Raw genomic sequence first — 16237 nt, forward strand, 5'->3', positions numbered from 1 at the left:
CCGTCTGGCCCCCGTCAAGACTCGAATGAGTAACAGAGTGCCCCGCGCGCCAACTCCCCCTGGTAGCCGGATCCCTTGACACCGATGTTTCAGGAGTTTTACGTTCCCTGACAGTTGAGAGCGCTCTCGAACGCGCTCTCTCCCCCCACCCCATGTGATCGAGGTGCTGTTTCGTGCAAGCCTCCCTCTCCAGACCAGCAGCGGCGACGGCCCTGTCCCTAGCCCTGGCCGCCGCCTGCCTGGGCTCCGCCGCCACCCCCGCGGCCGCCGCCACCGTCCCCGCGGGCGCGGGCAGTTACAGCGACACCCGGCCCGCCGGCACGTCCGGGCCCACGACGAACACCGGCGCGCCCGTCACGCCGAAGCTCACCGAAGCCGCCCGCGGCAAGCCGGTCCCGACCAACGACTGGTGGACCTCGCTCGCCTACCAGCGCTACGGGGACAACCCGTACTCCACCCCCATGTACGGCCACCCCCTCACCTACCAGGCCAAGGCCTCCGGGCTGGAGGTGGGCTACCCGACCGCCCCCGCGATCGTCGGGGACGGCCGGCAGTACGAGTACGCCCACAAGGCCGACCTGACCGTCGGCCTCAGCGGCCTGAACTCCCCCGACACCAAGGCCGACGCCTGGTCGGACTGGACCGTCACCCCGTACTGGGCCGACGGCACCCGCACCTTCCGGGCCACCATCGGACACGGCATGCCCTTCGTGTACGCCAAGGGCTCCGGCGGCGACGCCCGCATCACGACCGCGTCCGCGCCCACGGTCTTCGCGGACCAGGGCAACGTCCTCGGCATCACGGTCGCGGGCCACCACTACGCCCTCTTCGCCCCGACCGGCGCCGACTGGAACGTCTCCGGCACCGCGATCACCGCCGGGCTCGGCGGCCGGGACTACTTCTCGCTCGCCGTCCTGCCCTCCACGGACGCGCTCGCGACCTACCGCAAGTACGCCTTCAGCTTCGTCACCGGCTCACAGGTGGCCTGGCAGAGCACCGGCGGCAGCATCCGGGCGACCTACACCCTGACCACCGAGGCCAGGGAGGGCACCGAGCGCGGCACGCTCCAGGCCCTCTACCGCCACCAGTGGCTGCACACCACCGACCCGCTGACCCCCTACACGTACGTCTCCCCGCGCGGCACCATGAAGGTGCGCGAGTCCGCCTCCTTCACCACGAGCCAGAAGAACAGCGGCGTACTGCCCGCCCTGCCGGCCGCCGGCGGCGTCGACCGGGCCCGGCTGACCGGGTACCTCAACGAGGTCGCGAACGCCGCCGACCCGTTCTCCGGCGCCTCCGACACCTACTGGACCGGCAAGGCGCTCGGCCGCCTCGCCCAACTGGTGCCCGTCGCCGACCAGATCGGCCAGAGCGCGACCCGCGACAAGCTCCTCGGCCTGATGAAGGGCCGCCTCCAGGAGTGGTTCACGGCGGGCGGGGCGAGCGGGTTCAGCTACGACCGGGACTGGAAGACCCTCACCGGCTACCCGGCCTCGTACGGCAGCGACACCGAACTCAACGACCACCACTTCCACTACGGCTACTACGTCTACGCGGCGGCGGTCATCGCCCAGTACGACCCGGCCTGGGCCGCCGACCCGGCCTGGGGCGCGATGGTCAAGCAGCTCATCCGCGATACGGCCAACCCCAGCCGCACCGACGCGGCGTACCCCTTCCTGCGCGGGTTCGACGTGTACGCGGGCCACAGCTGGGCCTCCGGCCACCAGGGCTTCGCCGCGGGCAACAACCAGGAGTCCTCCTCGGAGTCCGTCAACCTCAGCGCCGCCCTGGTGCTCTGGGGCGCGGCGACGGGCGACACCTCGCTGCGCGACCTCGGCAGCTACCTGCTGACGACGGAGTCCGAGGCCATCACCCAGTACTGGTTCGACGCGGACGAACAGGTCTTCCCCGCCTCCTACCGGTACGGCACGGTCGGCATGGTCTGGGGCAGCGGCGCCGCCTACTCCACCTGGTGGACCGCCAACCCCGAGGAGATCCACGGCATCAACGTCCTCCCCGTGACGGGCGGTTCCTTCCACCTGGCCCGCGAGAAGGCCGCGATCAAGCGCAACATCGCCGAGATGGAGCGCGAGAACGGCGGGCCCGCCCAGGAGTGGCGCGACCTCCTCTGGGAGTTCGAGGCCCTGGCCGCCCCCGCCGCCGCCAAGGCCAAGTGGGACGGCGCGAACGGCAACTACACCCCCGAGCAGGGCGAGTCCAAGGCGCACACCTACCACTGGATCACCACCCTCGACACCCTCGGCGCACCGGACATGACGGTCAGCGCCGACCTGCCCACCGCCGTCGCCTTCACCAGGAACGGCACCCGCACCTACGCCGCCCACAACCACGGCTCCACCACCCGCACGGTGACCTTCTCGGACGGCAAGACCCTGTCCGTACCGGCCCGTTCGACGGCCACCGGCACCGGTACGGGCAACCCCGACCCGGAGGAGCCCGGCCCGTCCACCGGCAACACCTTCCGCCTCACGTCCGGCGGCGTCCTCACCACCGCCACCACCGACCCGGCTGGCGCGGACACCCTCGCCTCCGCCGACGGGGTCAACCGGGACGGCACCCCGTACCGGCCGACGGTCTACGAGGCGAGGCAGGTCAGCGGCAGGCTCGCCGCCGGGGCCGCGACCGCGTTCCGCCTGCGGGTGGACGCGGGCACCACGGTCGCGCTCGCCCCGCAGGTCCGGGTCAGCTACGACCTCACCGGCGACGGCACCTTCGAACGCACCGAGACCTTCCGCTACTTCGCCACCGACCCGGTCCCGGGCTGGGAGGAGTACACGCAGGCCGCCGGCACGCAGGCCGTCACCGGCAGCCTGGGCGAACTGCGCAACGGCACCGTCCGCCTGGAGATCTGGAACGCCCTGGGCAACGGCACGTCCCGGGTCCAGACGGGCACCGACGCGGCCGTCCTGAGGATCCCGTACGAGTAGCCCCGCCGCCGGATCCTCCCCGTCCTCCTCAGGGGGATGATCCGGCCGCACGGGCAGGACCGGCGCGGCGGGTCCCCGGCTCCCCTGAGCGGGGGACCCGCCGTACGCGTGTTCGCCGGGAGCCCCTCAGGCCGAGTCCCGCCGGACCAGCGTGGTCGGGGTGATCACCGAGTCCGGCGCCGTACCGCCCCCCGGGCCCGTACGGTCGAGGCTGCGCAGCAGCAGCCGTGCCATCAGCCGGCCCTGCCCCTCGATGTCCTGCCGGACCGTGGTCAGCGGCGGATCGGTCTCCCTGGCCACCGGGTCCATATCGTCGAAACCGACGACCGCCACCTGCTCCGGCACCGCGATCCCGCGCTCCCGCAGCACCCGCAGCGCCCCCGAGGCCATCAGGTCGTTGGCGACGAACACCGCGTCCAGGTCCGGCCGCCGCTCCAGCAGCTCCGCCATCGCCCGGGCCCCGCTCTCCACGGTGAAGGCGCCCTCCGCGACGAGCGTGGGATCGGTGTCGAGCAGCACGTCGCGGTAGCCGTCGAGGCGGTCCACCGCCGAGGTCTGGTCGAGCGGCCCGCCGATGTGCGCGATCCGCTCCCGCCCGAGGTCGCGCAGGTACTGCACGGCGGCCCGGGCCCCGCCCCGGTTGTCGGCGTCCACGTACGACACGGGCCGCTCGCCGGGGGCCGGGGTCCAGCCCGGCCGGCCCCCGAACACGGTGGGGATCCCCGCCCGGCGGGTGATCGCGGGCAGCGGGTCGTCGGTGTGCAGGGAGAAGGTCAGTGCGCCGTCCACGTGGCCGCCCGACAGGTACCGCGTGATCCGGTCGAAGTCCCCCGGCCCCTCCACCAGCAGCAGGACGAGCTGGGTGTCGTGGGCGGTCAGCTCCTTGCTGATGCCCCGGATCTGCTGGGAGAAGAAGGGGTCCGAGAAGATCCGCACCTCCGGCTCCGCGATGATCACGGCCACCGCGCCCGTCCGCCGGGTGACCAGCGTCCGGGCCGCGTGGTTCGGTACGTACCCGAGCTCGTCCACGGCCCGGAGCACCTTGTCGACCAGCGGCTTGCGTACCCCGTCGCCCCCGTTGACGACCCGCGAGGCGGTGGCCCGGGACACTCCCGCACGCGCCGCGACGGCTTCCAGGGTGGGCCGGGACCCGGGGGACTGCTCGGGCAAGGCGGTCGCTCCTCCTCTACGGGGCCGGCGACACACCACGGGTGCTGCGGACACCCGCCGTCGCCGGATCGGGTACAGCCTAACGCCGGTACGGGCTGTCGGCTGAGAGCGCTCCCACACTGGGGATCCCCCGGCGGGCGGCAGGCCGGAAACGTGACGGGGCCCGGGAGCATGTCCAGCTCCCGGGCCCCTGCTTGCCACCCAATTGCGCACACCGGCGGCGTTTAAGGACCGCGGGTCATATTGAGACCGACGTGTTCTGCCTTTGAACTACAGCGCCGCGGGAGAGGCGCCGGGGGGACTTGAACCCCCATCCGTCGATGTTCGCCCGCGCCCGGTCGATCCGGTGTTCGGCGGCGAATACTGAGACTGGAGCGAGAATCTGAGTTTCACGGGGCCGCCTCTGCCGGGCTTGGGCCACCCCCGCACGTGGTGCGGGGGGAGGGATTCGAACCCCCAACTGACACCCCTTGATCAGCTTCAACATCAGTTTCAGCTTGCGCTCATCGCGCACCCCCCGCTCGCGACGGAGGGCGTAGAAGGGGGCTACCCGAAGAGGTAGCCGAAGACCGCGTCGCCGACCCGCTGGTCGGTGACCTCGGTGTTGTTCGCCTCCTCACGGGCGAACTTGACGGCCTGCTGGAGCTTCTCGACCCGGTCCAGGAGCTCGTTGACCCGCCGGGCGGGCAGCGCGCCGGAGAACTTCACGGTGGTCCAGTAGCCGACCGGCACGTCCTCGTAGTACACCTCGACCTGCGCCGGGTGCTTCTCCGTGGCCTCGGCCTTCACGTGGTTGCGCGGGACCTTCTTCGTGCGGATGGTCCGCACCGGGTCCGTCTTCCACGCGTCCGTCGACGGGTCCGGGCTCCACGACTCGGAGGCGTCGAGCACCGGCAGCTTGCGCACGAAGGTGTGCAGGTCGGTGAGCTGCTTCTCCAGGAACAGCAGGTACGGGACGGGCACCTGGGGCAGCAGCACCGCACCGTCGACCACCACGTCCGCGACCGCGGACCGGTTCGCCCAGTCCTTCGTCGCGGTCACGTCGAAGAGCCGCGTCAGGGTCCCGGCGGTCGCCCGCAGCGCGTCCTCGGCCTTGACCTGCACCCGCGTGGACTCGGGCGGCAGCTGCTCGCCCTCCTCGTCCTTGGGCTGGTAGGTCCGGGAGATGCCGGCCAGCAGAGCGGGCTTCTGCACGTCCTGGTGGGCCTGGGTGAGCTCCTGGAGGGCCTTCGACTTGACGCCCTTTTCGACTGCGATGATCTGATTCAGCTTCGGCACACGGAGAACCTAACAACCCTGCGCCGCACGCACATCTGATTTAACGACCGCCCTGGCGGCGGGGGCCCGCGGTGCCCGTCCTCCTCCCCGTGCGCGAGTCCGGCGGTCGACTCCGGCGGTCGACTCCGGCCGAAGCGCGGCCGGGTACGCGCGGGCCGTGCGGGCTCAGGAGGTGACGAGTCCGGCCTCGTAGGCGAGGACCACGGCCTGGGCCCGGCTGGTGAGGGCCAGTTTGCTCATGCAGCGGTGCACGTGGGTCTTGATCGTCGCGGGGCTCAGGAACAGCCGGGCGGCGATGTCGGCGTTCGACAGGCCCGACCCGACCAGGGCGAGCACCTCCGTCTCGCGGGGGGTGAGGACGGCCAGGTCCGAGGCGGGGGAGCGGGGGGCGGGGGCGGCGCATGCCGTGACGAGCTGCCGGAGCGCGCTGGGGCTCAGGAGGGTCTCGCCCGCGTGGACGGTCAGGATCGCGGAGATCAGGCGCTCCGGCGGGGTGTCCTTGAGGAGGTACCCGCTGGCGCCGGCGCGCAGGGCGTCGTAGACGTGGACGTCCAGGTCGAAGGTGGTCAGCATGATGACCTTCGGGGTGGGTCGGGGCGCCCGTCCGAGGATCTCGGCGGTGGCGGCGATGCCGCCCATGCCGGGCATCCGGACGTCCATCAGGACGATGTCCGGGCCGAGTTCGGCGGCGCGGGCCACGGCCGCCTCCCCGCTGTCCGCCTCGCCGACGACGGTGATGCCGGGCGCGGCGCGCAGCAGGGCGACGACGCCCGAGCGGACGAGGACCTGGTCGTCGGCGACGAGGACGGTGGGCATGCGGGTATCCCCCTGGAGGACCTGGACCCTCGGACCGTGGACAGTGCGCCGGCTGGCCGGGTGGTACCCGGTCGTACCGGCCGGGCGGCAGGTCAGCCGTCGTGCGGTGCGGGCAGGGTCAGGTCGACTTCGAAGCCCCCGGCGGGGCGGTTCCCGGTCCTGACGGTGCCTCCGTAGATTGTCGCCCGCTCCCGCATGCCGATCAAGCCGTGCCCTGGTGCGTCCCGCTGGGCGGGAACGCGGGCGCCGGGGCCGTCGTCGGTGACGCGCACCCGCAGGGTTCCGCCGCCGTGGGTGACGGCGACGGTCGCGTGCGCCCCGGGCGCGTGCTTGAGGACGTTGGTCAGCGCCTCCTGGACGATCCGGTAGACGCACGCGTCGACGCCCGCCGGGAGGTCCGGGGGAGGCCGGTCGCCGGTGATGCGGACGGGCACGCCCGCCGCGGTGACGCGGGCGGCGAGCTCGCCGAGCCGGGCCGTGCCGTGCAGCGCGGTGTCGGCCCCGCCCGCGGGCCCTTCGGCGTGCTCGACCCCCTGGCGCAGGACCGCGAGCATGCGGCGCATCTCGTCTCCGGCCTCGCGGGCACTGCCGTTGATGGTGCGCAGGGCGGCGCGCGCGGTGTCCTGGTCGGTGGTGAACACGTAGTCGGCCAGGCCGGACTGGAGGGAGATGACGGACACGTGGTGGGCGATCACGTCGTGCAGCTCGCGGGCGATCCTCATGCACTCGTCGGCGACGGCCCGCCGGGTCTTCGCCTCCTGCTCCGCCCGGAGCTGCCGGGTCAGGGCGGCGAGGTGCTCCCCGCGCTTCTTGAACCGCCGCGAGACGTCGCCGGTCACCCAGGTCACGGCGGCGGTGGCGGTGACGAAGGCGACGCTCAGCGCACCGATGCCCGGTTCGGCGAGCCGGGTGCCCCACAGCAGGACCAGCCAGGACAGTACGGCGACCGGAACCGAGGTCCGGCGCCCCCGGTGGGCGGCCACGGTGTAGCAGGCCAGCCCCAGCCCGCAGACGGCGACGGGGTGGTAGTAGGCGAGGGTGAAGTAGCAGAGCACGCAGGACGCGACGCAGGCCAGCACCGCGAGCGGGAAGCGGCGCCGTACGGCCAGGGGCAGGTACACGGCGGCGAGCAGGACGTACGCCCAGAGGTCCGTGTCGCGCCAGTACCCGTGGGGGTCGGGCCAGTTGCGCAGCATGGTGGCCGAGATCCCGAGCGAGCCCACCGCGTACACCGCGTCTGCCACGTGCGGCAGCAGCGCCCGCGCGGCGCCCGGCCGTCCCCCTGTGATCGTCATGAGCAGAGCGTAGGGGGACGGCTGGGCGGGCGGGCCGGTTCGCCGGCCGGTGCACCGGGGCGTACACCCCTGGTTGCAGGCCGGTCGTACACCCGGGGTCGGCGGTCCGGATACACCCCTGGTGAGCCGCGCCCGCGGCCGGTCCGGCGGTAGTTTCCTTGCGTCGGATCCCCTGTGCTGCCGGTTGTTCCCCTCAGGCCGCAGGGGGCTCCGACGGCACCGGACGGCGCCCGGCAGCGGGGGAACGGGGGGCCGGGAGCCGTCCGGTACGCGGGTCCTGCCGCGGGGGCGGGGGTGGTGGGGGTCGCGGGATCAGGCGCGGGCGAGGTAGAAGCCGCCGTGGCCGCTGCAGCCGTTCTTCCAGTAGGTGTTCGCGACCCAGCCGGGCGGGACGGGAGAGTTGGGGCAGGTGAGGAGGCCCACCTTGGGGAGCTGGTGGTACCAGGCGCCGACCCCGTTGCAGCCGATGAGCTGGTAGCCGGTCACGACGTAGCCCGCGATGATCGGGGAGCCGCCGCAGGTCCAGATGCCGTCCTTGACGAGGTTGTGCAGCCAGCCGCCGGCGCCGTTGCAGCCGAGCTTGTTGTAGTTGGTGATGACGTACCCCGAGACGATCGGGGAGCCGCTGCAGGTCCAGAGCCCGTCCGCGGCAGGCTGCTGGTACCAGGAGCCCCAGCCGCTGCAGCCGTGCGCGTTCCAGGCGGTGAGGACCCAACCGCTCGGTATCGCGGCGCCCGCGCAGGCCCACTGGCCGGTGGCGGCGGCGCCCGCCGGCTGGACGGCGGCCGGCTGGGCGGCGGCGCTCGTCGTGCCCGCGGCGGTGCCCGCGAGGACGAAGGCGGCGACGAGCGCGAGGGCGCTCAGGGCGGCGCCGGTGCCGCGGCGGACGAATGCGGCGGTGAGGCGCTTCCACAGGTGGCGGGGATTCATGATCCGTTTCACTCCAGTCCTGGTGCCGGGCACGGTCGGTGCCGGCTGGTCGGTGGGATGTCCGAGCGGCTGATCGGGCCTCACCCTAGGGTGGAGATGGCGTGCACATGTCGTGCCTGGACCGTGAAGGTACGACTTAGCCAGAAATCGCCGCGGCCGCGCTTCTGCGCAGGCGGAAGTGCTCGAGGGGGGTGGCCAGGGCGTAGGCGCCGCCTCCTGCCGCGGCCAGTACCCAGAGCGGGCCGGGGGTCTGGAGGGACAGGGCGGCGGTGGAGACCAGGGCGAGCCAGACCCCGAGGACGTAGCGAGGACGTTGCGGCGCGCCGAGCCCTCGGCGAGGTAGAGCAGTCCGACGACGAAGCCGGAGCCGGCGGGCCACAGGACCTCCCCGAGCTCCGGTGCGTCGAAGACGGACGTGAGTCCGGTGACGGCGAGGAACAGCGCGGCGAACGCGGCCACCCAGGCCGCTCCGAGCAGCTTCCCGGACAGGACGTCTGCGGCGGGCGCCCCCTGCTGGGCGCGTAGCGCGGCGGTGGTGGCGAGCACGGTGCCCGCGAGGAGCCCGGCGCCGAGCAGGGCCGGCGGCAGCCAGCCGGGCAGGGGCAGGAGGGGGGTGTCGCCGTGGGAGAGCGCGGCGGAGCCGTGCCCGAGGACGTACGCGAGTCCGAAGCCCGCGTAGGCCGCGCGGTTGTCCACCTCGCGCGCGGTGGGGGCCGGACCGGCCGGTGCTGCGGACGGAGGGGCGGTGGTGGTGGCGGTGTGCATCACATGGTCCTTCGGGGGTACGAAGGGGCGGGGGCCGGGGGCGCCGGTACGGGTGTGCGTACCGGCGCCCCCGGGGCGTGCGGACTGTTGGGAAGTCTCTGCCGGGGTGTCAGCCCCGGTGGCCGTCCAGTGCCTCGTCCGGGATCCAGGAGCCGTGGATGCCGGCGGTGACGCGGCGGGGGAGGTGGACGGTCGCGACGCGGTCGAGGTCCGACGCGCCGAGGACGAGGAGCTGCGAGGCGTCCTGCTTGAGGTCGGAGACGACCGTCAGGAGGTAGCCGTCGTCCTCGGCCGTGGCGCCCGCGGCGGGGACGAACACGGCCTCGCTCCGCAGCCGGGCGTCGCCGGTCTGGCGGATGCGCCGCGCTCCGGTCCGGCGGTCGTACTTGACGATGCCGTAGCCGCCGTAGCCCTGCTCGTCGGGGAAGGAGACGGCGTACTGGTAGCGGTGCTCGGAGCCGAGGTAGTCCTCGTTGAGGGTGGGGAACTCGACCGCGAGGTCGTCGATGATCTGCTCGTCGGCGGCGCCGGTGGCGGGGTCGACGGTCCAGCGGCGGGTGTAGGACCGGGCGTTGGGCTCGCTGCCGCGGCCGGGGGCGCCGACCCACCAGTTCCAGGAGAGGTGGAAGCCGGTGCGGTCGACGGTGGGGCCTTCGAGGACGATGCGGCCCTGCCCGTCCTCGTAGGCGTTGCCGACGTGGAGCATGCTGCCCGGTTCGATGCTGAACCAGCGGGTGCGGGCGGCGCCTTCGGGGGTGCGGGGCATGATGCCGATGCGGGCGGGGTGGTCGTCGTCCCAGCCGTACGGGATGCCGGAGTGCTCCGCGGGGTCGAAGGTGACGCTGCCCTCGATGAAGACGACGTGGTGGCGGGTGAGGGCGAAGTCGTGCTTGAGCGAGGCGGTGGCGCCGGGGATGTCGGCGGTGTAGGTGATCTCGCCCTTGGCGTCGGCGACGTGGTAGGTGAGGTACGGGGGGAAGGGGGAGGACCCGAAGAAGTGCAGCTCTCCGGTGCGGGGGTCCTCCTTGGGGTGGGCGGTCATGGCGGTGCGGAGCCTGCCGTCGAAGTCGTGGGCGCCGACGGTGTCGAGTTCGGGGGTGAGTTCGAAGGGGAGGTTGGCCTCGCAGAGGGCGAGGAGGCGCCCGGCGTGCTCGATGACGTGGGTGCCGGCACGGCGGCCTCGTAGTGCACCGGCGCCTCCTCCCGCAGCCCGGCGAAGTAGCGGTACGGGTCGGCGGCGAACCCGTGGGTCAGGACGCCGAAACCGGCGGGGAGCAGGGCCATGCGGTACCTCTCACCCTGCGCGCCGCGCCGGGCACCGGGCCCGCGCCCGGCCCGCAGCAGGTCGACGACGTTCCACCGCACCCGCCCCGGGACCCGGCCGGACCGGCGGCGTCCGGTCCTCCGCGGAAGGGGGGTGCGGGCTGCTTTCGGCAGGGGAGACGCTCCGAACCCCCCTCGGGTCGTCCGGGACTTCGGCCCGGCGGCGGTCGCCTCCGGACTCGCCGCCGTGCTCCGCCGCTGCGCTCCGGCCGTCGCCTGTGGCCGGATCGTGAGGGACGCCGTCGGGTGGGGACGACCGGACTACGAAGGGGGCGGACGCCTGCGGTCGGTACCCGGCCATCGCTCCTCGGGCGGGTACTCGAGGGGATCGGCCTCCCAGTGCCAGTCCTCCCCCCGGTAGACGGCCCGGCCCCGCACCGGATGCGGTCCGCCGTCGCGGCCGGCGTGCCAGTAGACGAGGGCGACCACCGCGCCGAGGAGGACCGCGGCACCGAGGCCGCCCCACGTGGCCGGATCGCCTTCGGCGAGCCGCGGCCCGCCCGTGGTCCACAGGAACCGCACGAACCGCCATGCCCCCACCACCAGCACGTACCCGAGCCCGAGGGCGAAGGGCAGGAAGACCAGCCCGATCCCCAGACAGCCCTTGTCCGCGCTCCCGCGCCCCATCACGGCCCCCTCCCGCCCCCGCCCGTCCGCGGGGTTCCCCGGGCAGGGCATACCCGGACCGGCCGACCGGAACCCGGGAGGCCGTCCGGCGGTGCGGCTCGACCGGGCGGCTCGCTGCGGGCCTGCGGAGCCGTGCGCGTCGCCGGGGGCGCCGGGCGTCCTCAGCCGGCGAACCCGGCGCGGAAGGCCGCGCGGTTGGGGGAGTCGTCCGAGCGGTCCCAGACGGCGAAGGTGACCCGGGTGAAGGGCGCGCCGTGGCTGTGCAGGGCCGCGGCGAACGCGTCCGCCACCTCCGCCGGGTCGTTGCCGAACACCCCGCAGCCCCAGGCGCCGAGGACGAGCTCGCGCACCCCGTGGTGGGCGGCCGCGCCGAGCACGCGGCGGGCGCGTTCGGTCAGCGTGTCCCTGACGTCCACCTTGGCTCCTCCCGCCGAATGCCGGGCCAGCTGGCCGGCGTTGGGGGCGGGGGAGGTCAGGAAGGAGACCCGGTAGGGCTGTTCGAGCAGGGCGCGCGAGCTGTCGCGGATCACCGGCACCTGCGGGGAGAAGATCACCCGGTGGCTGTAGGCGAGGTCGGCGGACGCCCGGTGGGCGGCGTAGTAGTCGGGGGCCTCGAGCAGGCACGCGTACAGCAGGGCGGTGCGGCACAGGTCCTCCTCCTGCGCCTTGGCCCCGCGCAGGTATCCGCCCCCGGGGTTCCGGGCCGAGGCGAAGTTGAGGACGGCGAGGTGCTCGGCGCCCGCGTCGGTGAGCCGGCGGGCGGCGCTCATGCTGTCCTCGCCGGTGACCTCGGGCCTGCCGGTGAAGGGGCCGGTCGGCGCGGGCGCGAAGGCGGGGGAGTGGGAGACGGTCCCGGAGCGGGCCGCGGCGAGGGCGGCGGCGATGGAGACCCGGATGCCCGCGGGGGTGGTGTAGGCGCCGGCGGCGGCGATGTCCTCGTTCTCGGTGGCGAGGTTTCTCAGGCGGTTGCTCATGGGACGCGATGCTAGCGAGGATTAATTGTCAGAGTGACTCATTTTTTGGAGCCGTCGGATCGCGGCCGCGCCGCGGGCGGTGGCGGGTGTCCGGATCCGGCAGAAGTACGCCAGCCGTACTTCTGCAGGTGGAACTGCCTGGAACGGCAGCCGTCCGCCGTGATCGACTGTGGCTGCTGCCGGGGCGCTGCGCGGCACCGGCGGAAACACCCCGCCGCCGGTGCGCAGCGCCCCGGCCCCATGCCCCAGAGGCCGCCCCCGCCGCCCTCCGTCAGGAGCCCCCGGCCGGGGCCGCACCGCCGCCGGGGGCCGCGAGCCCGGCGAGCAGGACGTCGAGGGCGAGGTCGGTGGCTTCGGTGAGGGGGGTCTCGTCCAGGAGGGAGCCCACCGCCAGGGCCGCGAGGCCGTGCACGGTGGAGAAGGCGACCTGGGCGAGGCGCTCCGGCGGGCCCGCCCGTACGACGCCCTCCTCCTGTGCGAGGGCGACGAGCCCGGCCGCGATGTCCAGGCTGCGGTGCCCGAGCTCGCGGAGTTCCGCGCTGGAGTCGTCGGCGTGCTTGGCGGTGAACATCAGGCTCAGCAGCGGGGCGTTCGCCACGGCGAAGTCGACGTAGGCGCGCCCCATCCCGGCGAGGCGGGCGGTGACGGGGCCGGGCTCGTCGACGGCGGTCCGCAGGGCGTCGTTGAGGCGGCGGAACCCGCCCACGGCGAGCGCGTCGAGCAGCGCCTGCCGGTCGCGGAAGTGCCGCCCCGGCGCGGCGTGGCTGACGCCGAGGTCCCGGGCGAGGGCCCGCAGGGACAGGCTGTCCGCCCCCGCCGTCGCGAGGACGGATTCCGCCCGGGCCAGCAGGGCTTCCCGCAGGTTGCCGTGGTGGTAGGGCGCACCGGCGTCGGCCAAGGCGGCCTCCCCTCGTTCGATGTTGTCATTGACAACAATGTTTGCTCTGTCTACATTCACGTTACCGTCCTTCACCCATCGGCCGAACCGCCGGAACGGAGTGCCGACCATGTCTATGACATACCGCGGAACCACAGCCCTGATCACCGGGGCCAGCGCCGGCCTGGGCGTCGAGTTCGCGCGCCAGTGGGCCGGGCGCGGCGCGGACGTCGTCCTCGTGGCCCGCCGCGCCGAGCGGCTGGAGGAGCTGGCGGCGGACCTCCGGGACCGGTACGGGGTCGAGGCCCACGCGGTCGCCGCCGACCTGGCCCTCCCCGGCGCCGCCGCCGCCCTGCACGCGGAGCTCGACGGGCGCGGACTGCGGGTGCAGACCCTGGTCAACAACGCGGGCTTCGGCAGCCACGGCCCGTTCGCCGACCAGGACCCCGCCCGGATCGGCGAGATGATCCAGCTCAACGTGACCGCGCTGACCGAGCTGACCCGGCAGTTCCTGCCGGACCTGGTGGCCGACGGCCGGGGCGCCCTGGTCACCGTCGCCAGCGCGGCCGCCTACCAGCCGACCCCGGCGATGGCGGTGTACGGGGCGACGAAGGCGTTCGTCCTGAACTTCACCGAGGCCGTGGCGTACGAGACGCGCGCCTCCCCGCTGCGGGTGCTCGCCGTCTCGCCCGGACCGGTCCGCACCGAGTTCTTCGACGTGGTCGGCAGCCGGGACGCCGCCGTCGGGCGGATGGCCACCCCCGAGCAGGTCGTCACGGCGACCCGCCGGGCGCTGGAGCGCGACCGCACGCCGCCCAGCATCGTCGTCGGCCTCGGCAACCGGCTCTCGGCCGCGGCCTCCGCGCTCGCCCCGCGCCGCCTGACCCTGGCGGTGGCGGGCCGGGCCCTCAAGGCGTGACCCGGCCCGCGGGTGCGGCCGGTCCCGGAGGCGGGACCGGCCGCGGAGGTGTGACCGGCCGCGGCCGGCGGGTCGGCTGAAGGGGCCGGTTGGGGGGTCAGTTGAAGGGGTCGAGGGTCATGTAGGCCTCCTGGGGGTCGCCCTCGTGGACCAGGGACTCGTGGGCGCCCACGTCGTCGAAGGCGAAGCCGTACGCCTTGCCGTCGGCCATCTGCGCGTGGATGACGCGGGAGTAGTGGTTGGTGACGGGGTCGCGGTAGAAGGCGGCGCCGTTCGCGTCGGGCTGGTTCGGGTTGGTCAGGAGCGTCGAGCGGTTGAAGCCCGCGCACAGGGTGCGCGAGATCGGCCCGCGGACGGTGTCGTTGGGTGCGTCGAGGAGTTTGTAGCAGCCGAAGACGCTGTCGGAGTCGGGCTTCTGGAAGCTGGTGACCACCGCCCCCGAGCCGTTGGTGAAGTTCATGGCGTTGCCCGAGACGCGGCCGTAGTACCGGGGGCCGGGCTGGTTCGCGAACGGCGTCACGGTGAGGGTGGAGGAGGCGTACCTGCTCCAGACGCGGTTGATGTAGTCGTTCATCGCCCCGGACGGGATGGCGCCCGTCTGGACCCCGTGGCCGGGGGACAGCGCCCGCAGCGGCGTGCCGTCGGCGCGGCTGCGGACCAGGCCTCCCCAGCCGGCCGACCGCAGCCCGGCGAAGACGGCCTGGTACCCGCCGGCCTTGAGCCGTCCGGTGGTCCGGACCGCGCCGCCGGGCCCCTTCGCGCCCACCGCGTAGGGGGCCGAGAACATGTCGACCTGGGTGCTGTTGATCCACAGGCCGGCGTCGTTGAGCGTGTACTCGGACCAGTTGAACAGGATGTCGTGGTTGGGGTCGGAGGGGTTCTGCACGGCGGGCTGCACCAGGCCGCCGGTGGTGAGCCGGAAGACGAGCTTGCGCCCGACGGAGAAGTAGACGCGCCCGGAGAACTTGGGCATGCGGATCGTCCTGGTCTGCCCGTGGGCGGGACCGGCGATCGACGCGTCGGGCGCGGGGGTGGGCGGGTTCCCGCCCGCGGGCCAGGGGTGGAAGGTGCCGCTCGCGTCGGCCCAGCCCTGCCGGCCCGTCGAGAGCTGGGTGCCGATGTTGTAGAGGTACACGGGCTCGCTGCGGCCCGAGTTGTTCCTGATAGTGAGAGGGATGGTGGCCGGCACGGCCCCGGCGGACGGCGGCGGCCCGAAGAGCAGCACGCCGGCACCGGCGGACAGGGCCGCGACACCGAAGGCCAGCACTCTGGATATTCGGAACACTCTCTTCCTCCTAGCGTGGGGGGCGAGGCGGGTCCGGAGGGGACCTCTTGCACATGAGAGCGCTCTCAGACTGGGTCTGCGTTCAACTCCTGTCAACGGTTTCGACGCACCCGTACCCCGTCCCCGCGGCCCGGGCGGGGTGCGAAGATGGCCTTTTGTTTGCGACGTTGCGACGTTGCGTCGTTTCCACGTTTCCACGTTTCCCACGGAAGGATTCCACCCATGCCCAGCGCCAGCGCACGGCACATCCTGGTGAAGACCGAGAGCGAAGCGCTCCAGCTGAAGGAGCAGATCGAGGGCGGCGCCGACTTCGCCGAGCTCGCCAAGAAGCACTCCTCGTGCCCCTCCGCCCGCGACGGCGGCAGCCTCGGCTCGTTCGGCCCGGGCCAGATGGTCCCCGAGTTCGACCGCGTCGTCTTCTCCGCCCCGGTGGGCGAGGTCCAGGGACCGGTGAAGACCCAGTTCGGGATGCACCTGGTCGAGGTCACCAGCCGCCAGGACTGATCCGGCACGCCGGCGAGGCCGGGCCGCAGCTGCTGCGGCCCGGCCTCCCGCCGCCGGGATCCGGAAGGGCCGGCCTACCGGCCCTCAGGCTCCCTGAGCCACGGGGAGAGCCACCAGGCCTCGCCCGCCGTGGTCTCGGTGGGTTCGCCCGAGATGCGCAGGGTCAGGTCGTTGTCGAACGTGATGTCCAGGGAGTCGTCGGCGTGCTGGACGGCCGTCTCCACGTACCGGTTGTTCAGACGGGCCAGTTCCGGGAGCGGGTTCTCCGGGTCCGCGGACGGGTCCGTGTCCGTGTCCGGGTCCCCGGGCTCCGTGACCCGCCATACGGTGTCCAGGTAGAGCCGCACCTCGCGCTCCGGGTCGCTCCCGGTGTCGAGGAAGGTGAGGAAGGGCCAGGCCTGGCGCTCACCCACCTCCACGACCAGCTTTCCCGGCAGGTGCTCAACGGTCATCGGTACATCCCTTGCAGAGGTGTCGGTGCCGGGCGGCGCACGTCCCGCAGGACGTGCGCCACCCTCGTGCGGTG

Annotated in this window: 13 protein-coding genes and 2 pseudogenes; 3 read left to right on the plus strand and 12 right to left on the minus strand. The window is 73.4% G+C overall.

Annotated elements, in window-relative coordinates:
* Positions 1-173 precede the first annotated feature (173 nt).
* Positions 174-2948, plus strand: coding sequence for a glycosyl hydrolase (locus tag ACZ7JZ_RS14285; protein WP_470937989.1), 2775 nt, complete (start codon positions 174-176; stop codon positions 2946-2948).
* 126 nt (positions 2949-3074) lie between these two features.
* Here the strand turns inward: ACZ7JZ_RS14285 and ACZ7JZ_RS14290 are convergent, their stop codons facing one another.
* The 10 genes and pseudogenes from ACZ7JZ_RS14290 to ACZ7JZ_RS14335 all read right to left on the minus strand — a co-directional run bounded on the left by ACZ7JZ_RS14290 (position 3075) and on the right by ACZ7JZ_RS14335 (position 13024).
* Entirely contained in the window at positions 3075-4118 is a 1044-nt protein-coding gene (locus ACZ7JZ_RS14290) for a LacI family DNA-binding transcriptional regulator (RefSeq protein ID WP_470937992.1), read from the minus strand.
* Between the two features lie 430 nt (positions 4119-4548).
* Positions 4549-4639: pseudogene (locus tag ACZ7JZ_RS14295) on the minus strand.
* 25 nt (positions 4640-4664) lie between these two features.
* A complete protein-coding gene (locus ACZ7JZ_RS14300; RefSeq protein WP_470937995.1) occupies positions 4665-5396 on the minus strand; it encodes a DUF7873 family protein in 732 nt (243 codons plus the stop codon).
* 165 nt (positions 5397-5561) lie between these two features.
* Entirely contained in the window at positions 5562-6212 is a 651-nt protein-coding gene (locus ACZ7JZ_RS14305; protein WP_470937998.1) for a response regulator, read from the minus strand.
* A gap of 92 nt (positions 6213-6304) precedes the next feature.
* A complete protein-coding gene (locus ACZ7JZ_RS14310) occupies positions 6305-7507 on the minus strand; it encodes a sensor histidine kinase (RefSeq protein WP_470938001.1) in 1203 nt (400 codons plus the stop codon).
* Positions 7508-7819: 312 nt separating this feature from the next.
* Positions 7820-9202 carry a hypothetical protein gene (locus ACZ7JZ_RS14315; protein WP_470938004.1) on the minus strand — a complete coding sequence of 461 codons (1383 nt, stop codon included), beginning with the start codon at positions 9200-9202 and terminating at the stop codon, positions 7820-7822.
* A 109-nt stretch (positions 9203-9311) separates the two neighbouring features.
* Positions 9312-10364, minus strand: a pseudogene (locus ACZ7JZ_RS14320) (carotenoid oxygenase family protein); the annotation flags it as partial.
* 422 nt (positions 10365-10786) lie between these two features.
* Entirely contained in the window at positions 10787-11152 is a 366-nt protein-coding gene (locus tag ACZ7JZ_RS14325) for a hypothetical protein (RefSeq protein ID WP_470938007.1), read from the minus strand.
* 161 nt (positions 11153-11313) lie between these two features.
* The gene (locus ACZ7JZ_RS14330; protein WP_470938010.1) at positions 11314-12126 is read right to left on the minus strand and encodes a TIGR02452 family protein; all 813 of its coding nucleotides are present in this window, start codon (positions 12124-12126) and stop codon (positions 11314-11316) included.
* A gap of 271 nt (positions 12127-12397) precedes the next feature.
* Entirely contained in the window at positions 12398-13024 is a 627-nt protein-coding gene (locus tag ACZ7JZ_RS14335; protein WP_470938013.1) for a TetR/AcrR family transcriptional regulator, read from the minus strand.
* Between the two features lie 109 nt (positions 13025-13133).
* Here ACZ7JZ_RS14335 and ACZ7JZ_RS14340 point away from each other — a divergent pair, with 109 nt between their 5' ends.
* Positions 13134-13922 (plus strand): SDR family NAD(P)-dependent oxidoreductase, encoded by a 789-nt coding sequence (locus tag ACZ7JZ_RS14340; protein ID WP_470938016.1) that lies wholly within the window; start codon positions 13134-13136, stop codon positions 13920-13922.
* 97 nt (positions 13923-14019) lie between these two features.
* On the opposite strand, the gene ACZ7JZ_RS14345 is transcribed toward ACZ7JZ_RS14340, so the two are convergent.
* Entirely contained in the window at positions 14020-15165 is a 1146-nt protein-coding gene (locus ACZ7JZ_RS14345; protein ID WP_470938105.1) for a glycoside hydrolase family 64 protein, read from the minus strand.
* A gap of 264 nt (positions 15166-15429) precedes the next feature.
* Here ACZ7JZ_RS14345 and ACZ7JZ_RS14350 point away from each other — a divergent pair, with 264 nt between their 5' ends.
* Positions 15430-15711 (plus strand): peptidylprolyl isomerase, encoded by a 282-nt coding sequence (locus ACZ7JZ_RS14350; RefSeq protein ID WP_470938019.1) that lies wholly within the window; start codon positions 15430-15432, stop codon positions 15709-15711.
* A gap of 74 nt (positions 15712-15785) precedes the next feature.
* Here the strand turns inward: ACZ7JZ_RS14350 and ACZ7JZ_RS14355 are convergent, their stop codons facing one another.
* A complete protein-coding gene (locus ACZ7JZ_RS14355; protein WP_470938021.1) occupies positions 15786-16163 on the minus strand; it encodes a hypothetical protein in 378 nt (125 codons plus the stop codon).
* Positions 16164-16237: the final 74 nt, after the last annotated feature.

Source organism: Streptomyces sp. NPDC038213 (assembly GCF_055600495.1).

What these genes read in the sequence shown, in the direction of transcription:
- ACZ7JZ_RS14350 (WP_470938019.1), top strand. Translation starts at nt 15,430, where the DNA reads ATGCCCAGCGCCAGCGCACGGCACATCCTGGTGAAGACCGAGAGCGAA.
- ACZ7JZ_RS14315 (WP_470938004.1), bottom strand. Translation starts at nt 9,202, where the DNA reads ATGCACACCGCCACCACCACCGCCCCTCCGTCCGCAGCACCGGCCGGT.
- ACZ7JZ_RS14340 (WP_470938016.1), top strand. Translation starts at nt 13,134, where the DNA reads ATGTCTATGACATACCGCGGAACCACAGCCCTGATCACCGGGGCCAGC.
- ACZ7JZ_RS14330 (WP_470938010.1), bottom strand. Translation starts at nt 12,126, where the DNA reads ATGAGCAACCGCCTGAGAAACCTCGCCACCGAGAACGAGGACATCGCC.
- ACZ7JZ_RS14355 (WP_470938021.1), bottom strand. Translation starts at nt 16,163, where the DNA reads ATGACCGTTGAGCACCTGCCGGGAAAGCTGGTCGTGGAGGTGGGTGAG.
- ACZ7JZ_RS14310 (WP_470938001.1), bottom strand. Translation starts at nt 7,507, where the DNA reads ATGACGATCACAGGGGGACGGCCGGGCGCCGCGCGGGCGCTGCTGCCG.
- ACZ7JZ_RS14305 (WP_470937998.1), bottom strand. Translation starts at nt 6,212, where the DNA reads ATGCCCACCGTCCTCGTCGCCGACGACCAGGTCCTCGTCCGCTCGGGC.
- ACZ7JZ_RS14325 (WP_470938007.1), bottom strand. Translation starts at nt 11,152, where the DNA reads ATGGGGCGCGGGAGCGCGGACAAGGGCTGTCTGGGGATCGGGCTGGTC.